The organism is Coleofasciculus sp. D1-CHI-01 (genome assembly GCF_040218875.1).
Lineage (GTDB): Bacteria > Cyanobacteriota > Cyanobacteriia > Cyanobacteriales > Coleofasciculaceae > Coleofasciculus.
The window spans coordinates 18,302-31,534 of record NZ_JAVJQP010000146.1 but is presented as its reverse complement, the minus strand read 5'-3'; the positions used below and the strand labels follow the sequence as shown (position 1 = coordinate 31,534).

General features: G+C 43.8%; 9 protein-coding genes. 3 read left to right on the top strand and 6 right to left on the bottom strand.

What is annotated here, in order from left to right; translation table 11 throughout:
* The first annotated feature begins 391 nt into the window (after window positions 1–391).
* Window positions 392–2,305, top strand: a complete 1,914-nt coding sequence (locus tag RIB93_RS25645; RefSeq protein WP_446376974.1) for a PAS domain-containing sensor histidine kinase — start codon at window positions 392–394, stop codon at window positions 2,303–2,305.
* A 58-nt stretch (window positions 2,306–2,363) separates the two neighbouring features.
* On the opposite strand, the gene RIB93_RS25640 is transcribed toward RIB93_RS25645, so the two are convergent.
* The 5 genes from RIB93_RS25640 to RIB93_RS25620 all read right to left on the bottom strand — a co-directional run bounded on the left by RIB93_RS25640 (window position 2,364) and on the right by RIB93_RS25620 (window position 9,216).
* Window positions 2,364–2,816, bottom strand: a complete 453-nt coding sequence (locus RIB93_RS25640; protein ID WP_446376972.1) for a nitrate reductase associated protein — start codon at window positions 2,814–2,816, stop codon at window positions 2,364–2,366.
* Window positions 2,817–2,884: 68 nt separating this feature from the next.
* Window positions 2,885–3,352, bottom strand: a complete 468-nt coding sequence (locus RIB93_RS25635; RefSeq protein ID WP_446376970.1) for a phosphate-starvation-inducible PsiE family protein — start codon at window positions 3,350–3,352, stop codon at window positions 2,885–2,887.
* Between the two features lie 289 nt (window positions 3,353–3,641).
* Window positions 3,642–4,184, bottom strand: coding sequence for an ATP-binding protein (locus RIB93_RS25630; protein WP_446376968.1), 543 nt, complete (start codon window positions 4,182–4,184; stop codon window positions 3,642–3,644).
* Between the two features lie 530 nt (window positions 4,185–4,714).
* Entirely contained in the window at window positions 4,715–8,062 is a 3,348-nt protein-coding gene (locus tag RIB93_RS25625; RefSeq protein ID WP_446376966.1) for an nSTAND1 domain-containing NTPase, read from the bottom strand.
* The gene (locus RIB93_RS25620) at window positions 8,059–9,216 is read right to left on the bottom strand and encodes an ATP-binding protein (RefSeq protein WP_446376964.1); all 1,158 of its coding nucleotides are present in this window, start codon (window positions 9,214–9,216) and stop codon (window positions 8,059–8,061) included. Before RIB93_RS25620 ends, RIB93_RS25625 begins: the two co-directional genes overlap by 4 nt.
* A gap of 408 nt (window positions 9,217–9,624) precedes the next feature.
* Between RIB93_RS25620 and RIB93_RS25615 the strand changes: the two genes are divergently transcribed.
* Together RIB93_RS25615 and nfi are read left to right on the top strand one after the other, a co-directional pair.
* The gene (locus RIB93_RS25615; protein ID WP_446376962.1) at window positions 9,625–11,829 is read left to right on the top strand and encodes a peptidoglycan-binding protein; all 2,205 of its coding nucleotides are present in this window, start codon (window positions 9,625–9,627) and stop codon (window positions 11,827–11,829) included.
* Between the two features lie 216 nt (window positions 11,830–12,045).
* Complete coding sequence (gene nfi / locus RIB93_RS25610) at window positions 12,046–12,714, top strand: deoxyribonuclease V (protein ID WP_446376959.1); 669 nt, start codon at window positions 12,046–12,048, stop codon at window positions 12,712–12,714.
* 51 nt (window positions 12,715–12,765) lie between these two features.
* Here the strand turns inward: nfi and RIB93_RS25605 are convergent, their stop codons facing one another.
* A complete protein-coding gene (locus RIB93_RS25605) occupies window positions 12,766–13,170 on the bottom strand; it encodes a hypothetical protein (protein WP_446376957.1) in 405 nt (134 codons plus the stop codon).
* Window positions 13,171–13,233: the final 63 nt, after the last annotated feature.

Genomic DNA, 13,233 nt, shown 5'->3' with positions numbered 1-13,233 from the left:
ACAGGCTGTCAAACTGGGTGTAGGGTGTGGGGTGTGGCGAATAGGTCAGCCGTGCTACAATTGTCCCTGTGCATCAAGTCTTTGTTTGACAAAGAATTAAGACTGCCATCGACCCAAACGCGATCGCCTATACAACTGCCCAGCTAACCATTAAGTTGACACCAAAGACGCCTCGTGCGCCATGTACTGACTTATCGGGTTAAGTTATAGACAAAACTAATCATATCCAGTAGAAATTCTAATCATTAAAGCGAAGCGTTAGGTCTAAACTCCTTTAAACTTAAGCGTAAGGAGACGAATGCATAACCGGGGAAACCGCATCTACAACTCTTTATCTGAAAGAACATAACAATAAAGATAAGAGTTCCCATAATAAAGCCCCAGCTATAAAATGCTAAATTTTTTACCGCCAACCTCAAGCACCGGGAGTCAGGCTTCCGATCCTTTTTTCACGCTCTCTTTGGATATGCTGTGCGTGTTGGGGGAAGATGGTCATTTCCAGCAGCTTAATCCGCGATGGGAGGAAACACTCGGCTTTACTCACCAGGAACTTTTAGCGCAACCTTGGCTGAACTTGATCCATCCGCACGACCACCCGGTAACAATCGCGAAGCTAGAAACCCTAACCCGTAATCCGACTGCATCGATCCGCTTTAGAAATCGCTGTCGTTGTGCTGATGGGTCTTACAAATCGCTGTTATGGAATGTCTCAATCCATCCCGAAAACAAATTGGTCTACGCTGTGGTGCGTGATCAAACGGAATGCAAGCAATCTAAGGAAGCCCTACGCGATAGTGAAGAACGCTTCCGTTGTCTGGTGGAAAATGTCAAAGACTATGCCATTTATATGCTCGACCCAGAGGGACGGGTCATCAGTTGGAATCAGGGTGCTGAACGGATTAACGGGTATCAAGAAGAAGAGATTCTCGGTGAATCCGTGTCTCGATTTTATTTACCCGAAGATGTTCAAGCAGGTAAACTACAGCAAGCCCTGAAAATCGCGGCAGAAAACGGTCGGTTTGAGGATGAAAGTTACCGAGTTCGCCAGGATGGATCAAGGTTTTGGGCAAATGCAGTGATTACAGCGCTGTACGACAAGAAAGGGCGATTGCGCGGGTTTACCAAGGTAGTCCGCGATATCACTGAACGCAAACTGGCACAACAAGCACTACAAAATGCTCATGATGATTTAGAAAGACGAGTTACCGAACGCACGGCTGAACTGGTACAGGTCAATCAGCGACTCAGACGGGAAATTAAGGAACGTAAGCAAGTCGAACATCAACTGCGGCGATCGCAAGCCCAGTTGGAACAACAGACTCAGCAACTGCAAGACGCCCTGCAAAAGCTCAAACATACTCAAGCTCAACTCGTCCACTCCGAAAAAATGTCGAGTTTAGGGCAATTAGTTGCTGGCGTCGCTCATGAAATTAACAACCCGGTCAACTTTATCTATGGGAACCTGAATTACGCCGAGCAATACTTTCAGGATATATTAGAGTTACTCGAACTTTATCAAGAATCCAGTCCCCAACCCTCAGCTAACGTTCAAGAGCATATCGAGCTGATTGACCTCAATTTTATTACTACCGATCTGCCGAAATTACTGCATTCGATGAAAGTGGGGGCAGATCGGATCTATCAAATCGTGCGATCGCTGCGGAACTTCTCCCATCTGGATCGTGCTGAGAAAACCTCGGTGGATATTCATGAAGGCATTAATAATACCCTGTTGATTCTGCAAAGCCGCATCAAAGGAAAAGCAAGGCAAAGCACCATTACCGTTGTCAAAAACTATGGTGACTTACCCTTGATCGAGTGCTATGCAGGACAATTGAACCAAGTGTTCATGAATATTCTGTGTAACGCACTTGATGCCTTAGAAGAAGAGTTAGAGAAAGGCGCATTGGGCGAGAGTACTTCATCCAAAAACCCCATGATTGAGGTTGGTACGCAGGTGATCAACGAAAACTGGATTGCTATTCGGATTGCCGATAATGGCGTGGGTATTCCCGATTCCGTTAAGCAGCGACTATTTGACCCCTTCTTTACGACCAAACCTGTTGGTAAGGGTACGGGATTAGGCTTATCTATTAGTTATCAGATCGTGGTGGAAAAGCATGGTGGACATCTCAAGTGCTTTTCGTCACCAGGTCAGGGAACAGAGTTTGTGATTGAAATCCCCATTGAACCTAATCTACAGCAGTACTGTTGTTCAAAGGTCTATCAAAAGCAGGTAGATTCAAATGTTCGATCATCTCAATCGTCAATTTCTAATTCCTTAAATCGCATGGCATTAAATTAAGGGCATTATGAATTGTCAGGGAACAGTGAGCAATGACATAAGACAAATAACGATTTACTTAAATGATCTTAAATTCTTTGAGTGCAGGCAAAAAGTTTCGGTTTTCATGACTAGGGCGACTAAGTTTAATTAGGGCAAAGCGCTGGGTGGGAGTTAGAGCTTCCCACTGTTCAGGCATGAGGGAAACGCCAAATTCTTGGGCTTTCGTTTGAACATCCTCAGGAATTATCGTCGCGTCCATCCAGGCTGGATTAGGATCGATAGGCAGTTCTGAGGCAGGTTTCCCGGTATAATTCGTCACTAATTTTTGTAAATACTGCTGATAGGCTTGGCTTTCTTGGGCTGTGGTTGTGGGCATTTCCACTAACGTCTGACGTTCTTGCTGGGTGAATTGATGCCAGTGGGCTAATTTAAGTTTGACGCCACAGGTGTCTAATTTCATTCGTACCTGCATAGGGATGCAGCGTAAGGAATCGACGAAATCTTGCTCAAATTGGAAGAAGTGAGTCATAGTTTAAATCACAATTATGTAAGGAGATGGTCACTGTTTAAGCTGAAATAATATGACATAAGACAAATTCAATGAGTTTTTTTTGCTGTAGTGCGGCGGATAATCCAGTAACTGATGGAGAGAGAGAGAATCGCCAGGGCTAAACCAATAATTTCAAGTCCTCCGGTTTTGTCAAGGTTGAGAATGATAATTTTACGGGCAACGGCAATTAGGGAGGTGACGATAACCAGTTCAACTTGAACAACATGCTTCCGCAGATAAGCAGTAATATTTTCCAGAATTTCCAGGGCAATCAGAACATTTAAAAATAGCCCAAAAATTTCAAACAAGCTTTCATTAAAGAAACCGAAAGGTTCAACCAATAATTGTTGAGAGAGAACGATAATCAGATCGAACATTGCCACCAAGATGACAGCAATCATCACTACAGACAAAATCTTGGAGACAATGCCCTCAACCTGTTCAATCGCACCCAGAAATGCACTGTCCCCACAAGAATTTTTGAATAGAAGGAGTAATTTTTTCAATCGTTGCATCTTTCTATAGGAGTCACCCTGCCACAACGATACTATCATTGATTGGATAGTACAAGCATGATTTTACTTATCTCCTCAGAAACTGGAGATGGGGACAGCAGTGATGGAGATGGGGGAAGTCCAGTTGCCAGATGAGGCTTAGAGGTTAAACTCACCCGGCGGGATTACATCGGCAATTCTTTAGCCTAACTCGGTTTATCAGTGGTTTGTTTAGTCTTGATGATTCCTAAGGAAACAATGTTTTAAAACCCAGAGACTGGGGAACTCTAAATGAGCAATCATTTTGTGGCTAAACTTCTTTCAACTTGGATTCTAAATCAAAAGGCTGTCCATAATCCCAAATTTTCATGTCTAAACGATGATTGTATACCGTGATTTCCAAGTCAACGGGAGTCGATTGAGATAAGCCTTTGTGGGCATGACGAACAACATTTGTAAACGCCTCAACTAGAGCGATTTGACCTAATTGCCAAACCTGTTGGGGAATGGGTAAATGCTGAAGCTGTCCATACCATTCTAAAATTTGCTCTACAGAATTTAGGTCGCTATTGACGGTAAGCCTCAGGTTTCGATAACGCGACTTCGTCCGGTTTCTGCGATAGTAATTGACCAACATCAAAATCAGACGTTGACAGAAACAAACTAACCGAGCAAATAAATTCTTTTGGTGGCATTTCGGTAGTCTTTTAACAGGTTCTTGGTCATAGGCTTTGCTGATGAACAAACAATTTTTATGGTCTCGGGTACGAATGTATCTGATCTCATCGGCTATCTGGGAAATAATTTTAATGCCCATTCCGCCTTCAGGGAGTTGCTCTAGGGTATTTGGCATTTGCATTTGCATAAGAAAAGTCCCCTCATGGAAAGAAACTAATTTTTAGTATCCACGATTTTAAGGTCGTGCATTGTGATAGGTAGATTGACCGTAACGTGATAATTTCTGTTGGTCTGGGTAACTGATTGCACTCCCTAAATGTAACTTGAATCACACTAATACGGTTAATGCAATCAAATTCGTTACTTTATCTCTATGAAAAATTTTCAGTCGCATCGATGACTGAAACGATTATCCAGACTAGGTTTTGGACTCAGGACTGGAGGGTAGAAGTAACAGACCCACTAAAATTTCCCTTGACTGCCTTGCTTGTTTGGTTTAGAGGTGTTTGCAGGCGGTCGGTATGATGCAGCAGTAGCTTCTAGGGGAAAGGTAGCGTAATCACCTTTATACATTCTAAATGATCAATGCGATCGCGCCTAGTAATTGGTCTAATTGTTAATTGAACGGTTGAGACAAGCCGATAGTCCCTTTACTCTGGAGTGCTGATCCCCTCACACGACGGGGGGTCTGGGTTGGTCGCGCCATCAGCATCGCTGGGTTTCATCGTCGGGTTCGTCTGGATATAGTCCTCCAGCCACTTGCAACCGTATGTCAGTAGAGTGATCCGCGCTGGCTGAGACTAGGCGATTTTCAGATAAAAAACTCACATCATAAACACCATTGCTATGTCCTGTTAGGGTTGTTTGCAATTTCCCATTATTAACGTTCCAAACCTTGATCGTGTTATCCTGACTCGCTGTGGCAATATTGTTTAAGACACTTACATCCCATACAAGACTTTTATGCCCTTCTAAGCGATTGTGTTCTTCTATCCAGTAAATTGACTGTTTTAGTGCGGCGACAATTTGAGCATGAATCTCTTTATAAATGTCTTGATTGGAGAGTAATGTGCTTTTTTGCCTCAATTGGCTTCCCGCATTAATCGCTTCGATCAAAGACTCAAATTTTTGACCTGATGCAAACAAGGCTTCTGACGTCTTAATTCTGGCTAAGAGTTGGTTTTTTTCTGCTGCTTGTCTCTGGGATTCTGCTGCTTGCCTCTGGGATTCTGCTGCTTGCCTCTGGTGTTGTGATAAAACCGTCGCTATGACTAAAATAAAACATACAGCAACCGCCGCAAAATTTTTCTGTTTTTGGACGTCAATCAATTGTTTTTGGCTGAATTGACTTTTAATTTCGTCTAATAAGTTTTTACTTCTTGGGTTGCGAATAAAATAGGTTAAATAATCGTGAACAATTTGATAGCGTATTCCATAGCTATCAGTAATCTTAAAAACTAAACCAGATTTAACTAGAATGTCTAAAACCAAACTTAATTGTTGAGAAGTTCCTGCCTTTAATTGGTCAGGTTTGATCGCCAGATCCGCTGCCAAGGCTTTGAGCTGTGCCTCCAAATCGGCACGACTTTTGATAGGACGAGGTTTTTTCCCATGGGTGAGTAAATATAAGACCAATTCAGCCGTGCGTTGGTTTTCAGCACCACAATCTTTAATCACTTCTCCTAAATAGCGCTGCACCAGTTTATCCTTCGGACCGCGTTCTTGATACTCAACCAGGGTGGTAATTCCTTCCGTTTGCAGTTGGGCGCAAACCACTTGCAGCTCAATTGGACGCACTTCTTTAGAACGGCTAGCTAAATCCTTCACAACTTCATGAATCAAAGCGGGTTCTAAGGGAAACTGAGAGCCGTCCGTTAAACGTCGAATAAGATTCTTGGCATCTTTCCGGGAAAAATTGCCTAAAGGGTAGAGAATATTTTTACTGAGAATATCATTCTGGATAGCGTCTAGATGGGGTAAATGATTGCCAATTAGTAAATCATGGAGATAATCCTTCCGCATAGAAAGGACAACCTTGACACCAGGGATATTGAGGCATTTACCGAAAAACTCAAAAATTTGTTCTTTTTGCTCAGATTCGCTGCAAATAAAGAAAAATTCCTCGAACTGGTCAAAAATTAGAACAGTTAGCAGATTGTGATGTTCATTTTGAGTCAGTTGTTCGATTAGAGTAGCGGCTGAATCCGGTATAGCGGATAAAGTAATTCCTTGTTTCTCCAGCGCTTTAAACAGTGACTTGCCCAAATCATTCACCCAATCCGTGTAAACCCGCAGTGGAACGGCTAAAATATCGCGAGTATCTGTACCAATATTCTGATACCTTAGAGTTGGGAGTAAACCGGCATTGACTAAGGAACTTTTACCAACGCCTGATTGACCATAAATAACCGTTAGTTTATGCTGAGTGCTGCCAATTCTGGCAATTAAACGTTTGATATCATGTTCTCGACCGGAAGCCAAAATCTCTCTAGCCAGAGTCTCCCGGTGCTCGGACTGGGTTAAGGAAAAAGTTGCCTGTCGTCGGGATTGCAAACGTCCCGCACCAATAAAAGCTCGGAAATTAAACTGCTGTTCGATGGAGCGCCGACATTGTTTAACGTCAAAGGCTTCCAGATAGCGGTGTTGTTGGTAGTATAGGTCTCGTAACTCATTCAAAATCTGAATATAAAGCAGCGGATTATTTTCCGGTTCAGCCTTTTTCGCGGTTTCTAGAGTTTTGATCGCCTCCTGAATCTGTCCTAACTGCTGTTGCGATCGCGCTAATAATAACAGATGCCAACTGTGATGCTGTTTCTGTGTCGTCGCGTCTGAGAGTTGCAACGCTTTTTTGACAAACGCCTTTGCCTTATTCCCCTGGTTCTGGAACAAAGCAACTTCGGCGAAAAAGCCATAATTTTGAGCTAGTGACGCCGGATTGCCATGGTTTTTATGTAATCGCTGGGCTTTTTGAGCCAGTTTATACAACTCATCCCAATTTTCTAAGCGTCGCCACACCTCACCCAGTTGACCAATAAATTTAGCCACTAAATCAAGACGCCCCACCTGCTCAAAACGATCAATGCATTGCTGAAAATAAAACAAGGCTTTGTGCCAATGATGACAACTTTGGGCTTTATCTAACTCGGCTTTGCGGCAATAACATAACCCGATGTGAAATAGTAGCACTCCCTCTTTTTCTCTCAATGTTGGCTTTTGGGGTGGCGATTCTCCGGCGACAGGGGTTTCGGACGTGATGTAATACACCAAAAGCAGAGTCCAAAAAAGCTTTTTTGTGGCAACTAAACTACACCTGATGAGAAAATGCTTGACCTGCTGCCAAAAGGCAATACTGTGCTGATAGTGTGCTAATGCCAGATCAATTTTCTCCTGACCATAAGCCTCTCGACCCCAAACAAAGTCCAGACTCGCTTGTAAGGTTTCTGGTATATCTCTCCCTTGGTTTTTCACCTCCTGCAAAGCGGCTTGAATTTCCCCACTTACACCCCTACCTAAGATGGCATCATTGGCTAAAAATGGACTAATGCCCAAGTCTAAAACTTTCGTAAATAAAGCATTAGTGTTCTGGTGTAGCTCATGGATCAGGGTTTCCGGTGGGTAAGTCAACACCGTTCGCTTTGCCCAACTCTCAATATCTGGAACCAACCGAATCAGCTTTCGCACGATTTCATCGTTAACCCAAATCACTAAAGGAAAGGGACAGTTTTTGCGAAACTCTTCCCGCACTTGGTTCATTGAAGTGAGCAGGTAATCGAGGTTGTCAACGGATTCCAATCCTAATACCATCAACGCCGATGGTATTTGTGTCGCTACCTCCTGTTGAATCGTGGAGTAAAGTCGCTGGTTAGACGAATGCAGGACAAGTTCTCGGATCGGTACAGCGCAAATTTCTTGGAGTTGTTGCACCGATCGCGATCGCAGACTAAGGTAGTTACAGTGAGCCAAAATCAGGGAAAACTGTCCCTCAGACATGGCGATCGCCCAGGCAAGTTCTCGTAATGATTTCTGGTTATTGCTCCCGGAAGATCCGCTCATGATTGGAATTCCTCTGCTTCTGCCAAAACTGGATTGATCATAAACCAAGAGCCTTGGCGATCCTGATACTCATAGACGAACATACTGCGAATCAGCTTTTCGTATCCATCATCGCCAGTAACTTTTTTATCCTTAGCTACTCGATGGAGTAACGCCCATTCATGGTCATCAACAGCTAGCTTCAGCGCATTTTTATAGTTTAGAATTACCTTTGGTAATACAGTCGGATTTTTAAACCGCTGAGTCAACGGACCAAACTCATTAGAGAACCTCAACGCCAAGGGCATAGTATAAATTAGATGACAGTTTAAACTGCGTAATTGCTCACCACGGTCTACGAATAAGTATTCTTGCTGATTACGTCCCCAGGGTTTAACAGAACTGTCAATTCGGTCAAGGTTATCAACGATCACGACTAGCCCTTTTTTCCCATCGTCTTTGAGTCTCTTAATTCCGGGTTCGATGAGTTCTGAGTTAATTGCCTCTAATATCCCATTCGTGCGCGGTTCTAAATATCCCCTTAATTTATTCCGAAACTCTGGACTGGCTTTAGCCTTTGCCGTAATTTTGCCAATTAAAGGAGCAACAAATGATAGCCATTCCTCCTGGCTCACCTTCACTTTACCGACTCCTGGAATGCCGACATCAACTGAAAAATCTCCTTCTGTACTAGCGGCTACATCACCCAACCCTGGAACCGAAGCCTCCGCCGTCAGTTCAATTTCGGTTTGCAACAGTTTAGCTACTTGTTTAAGAATAGCTTTAGGATTCTGGGAACAGTCCCGTTCCATCCTATCCAAGCTTTGACTCACCCGCGCCGCGATCGCGAGTAAAATATCACTGACATCTACGTCTGCCATTTCCAAATTTTTAGAGGATTCAAAATAGACAATATGAAATCCTTCTCGCTCTAACTGGGCTTTGAGTTGCAACAATTCGGTAGACTTGCCACAGCCAACGTGTCCGGTAAACAGTTGGCAAGTCGGTGTATCCGGTGACCAAAATGCAATTTGATTGCTTAATTCTTTGATTACATGTCCACCTCGTACTGGCGAGAAATCAATATAATAGTTTTGATCCTTGGCGGTATTGTTCACGAACAAAGTTTTATCAGGATTGGTGGCTTGGAAAAATTCTCGTAAATCTAATGTCATACAATGCCTATTCCAATAATGACCTGGTTAGCCATCCTCAAACAGAATTGGCTAACCTACTGCGAATGACAGATACCGTAAATGCAACCTTAAATAATAATCTATGATGGTTATACTTTCTGATTCTATTTCAATCAGGAAAATTTGACTTTGGTGAGATGAATATCTCTACAATTCTTCACAAATAAAGGAGAGTGTTTTTGGTGTCTAGTCAGCTAGTTTGAGGAAATTCCAACCGAAAAAAGGCTTGGTTTACTCAAGGCATTGAGACCGTTCACTGATTTAAATTTTTGTAACGATATCCTCAATCCAGCTTCTGCCGTTGAATTTTTATCATCGCTAAGGGGTAGCCCTTGTCAAAGTTCCTGGTATAGGATAACGGAGAATGCGCTAAGAAAATAGAGAATTATGGATAATCCTGCCTCCCTTCATGTGGCGGTCACTGATGAAGCATTGGCAACCTCCGAACCCAAACCCCCTGCTAGTTCCAGCATATTTATACCAAAACTCGACCGGAAAAAGCCCCTGAGTGCGGCTTGGATTCCCTTTATCTTCTTAAGCATGGCGCTGTTCATTGTTAGCCTAGCCAGTCCCGTTTTAGCATTGCGGAAAGGAAATAGTGGGGCTGAGGTGAGGAATCTTCAGAAAACGCTGCAAGCTGAGGGGTACTTTAATGGACCGATTACCGGGTACTATGGACCGATTACCGAAGCCGCCGTCATCCAATTTCAAAAAGCCAACGGACTTAGCCCAGATGGTATCGTTGGGACGAATACCACCACCCGATTAGAGTCTGACTCCGCCACAGCAACGGATGCGAGTCTTGATACACCTCTAGAGTTTGAGTCACCCATACCAGAACCGGAGAAACCCTTAGTATCTGCCCGACCCAATTTTATTCTCCAACGAGGCGATCGCAATTCTCAAGTCACCTCTCTCCAGCGAAATTTACAAGTGGCTGGCTATTTTAATGGACCGATTACCGGGTACTATGGTTCAACGACCCAAGACGCCGTGATTCAACTGCAACAAGCCAAGGGATTAAGCGTAGATGGGATTGCTGGACCTAAAACCCGTGCGGCATTAGAATCGACTCCAGTGTCATCCGCCTCACAAACTGCCCCCTCAACGGAAGCGACAGAGGATCGCATGGGATTCGCGAATCCGGGTTTAGTTCTCAAGCGGGGAAGTCGCAATTCTGATGTGACGGCGCTACAGAGAACTTTACAAGCACAGGGGTATTATGATGGACCCATTACCGGGTATTACGGTAATTTAACCGAAACCGCCGTGATTCAATATCAAAAAGCCAAGGGATTAACCCTTGATGGGATGGTGGGGGCTAACACCAAAGCCGCATTAGAGTTACCCTCTCCTACCGCAACACCTTCACCGACTGAGGAATTGAATCAAGACTCGTTCTCGACATCAGCCGAAAATCCTGACAATAGTAATTTTAATCAAGACTCATTGATCAAACCGGAGGAAAATTACGACCCGATTCCCTTTGATCAAGATGCGTTCTCGACACCGACAGAAAATTCTGACAATAGTCCCTTTAATCCGGACAGCTTTATTAACGAAGACAGCGAAAAAAAAAAGAACGATGAGCAACGTCAGTCCAGCCAGATGACGCTAAAACAAACCATTTCTGGCAAAATTTCCCCCAAATCTATTGTGCATTCAGGTCGGGGTTTATTTTTTGCCCAGAATATGATGTACAGTCATACGATTACGGTGTATGACCGCCAGTATAATTTGGTCAAAACGATTGCCGATGCCGTGAATTTGGAGAAATACGGGCATTCCAAGGGGAGTGGAACCTATAAAGGATCTCCTGTAGAAGCCGCTTTTTCCGATAATGGAAAATATGCCTGGGTCTCTAATTACCAGATGTATGGTTCAGGATTTAATAATCCAGGGAGTGACAAATGTAGCCCCTCACAAAAAACAGACAATAGTTTTTTGTATCGCATCAGTACCGATAGTTTAGCGATTGACCAAGTGATTGAAGTTGGGTCTGTGCCTAAATTTGTCGCCACTAGCCCGGATAATCGGTTTGCCCTAGTCAGTAATTGGTGTAGTTGGGATTTAAGCGTTGTCGATATTCAGCAAAATCAGGAAATTCGGCGGATTAAATTGGGTCGCTATCCCCGTGGAATTGCGGTTGATGCGGCGTCCCAAAAAGCGTATGTGGCGGTGATGGGGTCTTATGATATTGCGGTTGTCGATTTAAATGATTTTTCCCTCGACTGGATCAAAAATATTGGGAATTCACCGCGTCATTTAAGTATTGATCCAGGTGGTCAGTATCTCTACGCCACGTTAAATGGGGAAGGAACGGTGGCTAAAATTGATTTATTTACAGGTCGGGTTTTACGCAAAGTTGTCACTGGAAATGCCCCCCGCAGCATGGATATATCTGATGATGGTGAATTTCTGTATGTGGTGAATTATCACTCAAATACTATGAGTAAAGTGCGTACCCGTGATATGTCAATTCAGCAAACGGTGAATACCAAGAGCAATCCGATTGGAATTACGTATGATCCAGAAACGAATCAGGTTTGGGTGGCGTGTTATTCGGGGACAATTATGGTGTTTCAAGACTAAAGATGTTAGATAGTGTAAGTGAATCTGGGGGAACAATGTAGAGACATACCAGGGTGTCTCTGGAAGCTGGGGGAGATGAGGGCGGGTTTTGAACAAACGTTATCAATAGCGAAAAGAAAGTCCCTAAACCCGCCCCTACAGATTCACGCGCCATGCCCTCGAGAATCGCGAAGGGTCAAAACTCTACCTTCCCCTAACCAGTGAGTAATTATCAACATGGAAATTTATCAACGCCACTCGTGGACTTTGACGGTTGAGGAAGCGACGGCTATCCAAAACCAACTCAGTGGTGAAATTATTACCTCGGATCAATTGGGTGAGGTTAACTATGTCGCGGGTGTGGATGTTGGTTTTGAAGACAATTATGCGATTTCCCGCGCCGCTGTTGCGGTACTGAGTTTTCCGGAACTGCAATTGATCGAACAGGCGATCGCACGTCGCCCGACAACGTTTCCCTATATTCCAGGGTTTCTCTCGTTTCGGGAAGTTCCTGTTGTACTGGATGCTTTATCTCAGATTAAAATAACTCCTGATTTAATCTTGTGTGATGGTCAAGGAATTGCCCATCCCCGGCGATTTGGTTTGGCTTGTCATTTAGGATTATTAATTACAGTTCCCACGATTGGGGTAGCGAAGTCGCGATTAATTGGTCAGCATGAGGAATTACCCTTAGAGAAGGGAAATTGGCAACCCTTACGACATCGGGGAGAGGTAATTGGCGCAGTTGTGCGATCGCGAACTGGGGTGAAGCCTCTGTATGTCTCTCCGGGTCATCGAATCAGCTTACCCACTGCGATCGATTATGTCCTACGCTGCACTCCGAAATATCGATTACCTGAAACAACTCGTTGGGCTGATAAACTAGCATCAAACCGGATGGGTTGATTCTATCAAATCCTTTAGCAGCTATTCGATTCCTGGGAAATCACCGTGATTTCAGTCCGGTGAGGATGTCAATTCTTCAAGAACATCCAGGCGTAAGCGCACCTGTTTCTCATAAGGATTCTCTGCCCAAATTTTTTGAATGGGTGTAGTGGGATCGGCGTTAATTTTTAGCGGCTTTCCTGGAGTACAATTATAGGTTTTCATACAATCACCACAGCGAATCGGCTTTTCTCCTCGCTGAATATAAATAATCAGTCGCGTTGCTGGTGAATCAAGCTGAATTGATTGTCGTGATCCCCCTGCTAAAACGTTTAGAAAGTACGACTTTAACGGCGACTGGATTGGTTGTTGAGTTTCAACGCTACTTTGATCAGGTGCTGGCAAATTTTCCGCTTGAGCCGGAAGGACGCAACAAATCACGAATAAGAGCGTTATAATTAAAAGTTTACGTTTCATAATTTCAGTATGGAAAGTTGAACCCGGGGCAAGTGCAAACATCTTTAATTATGTAGAAAATTG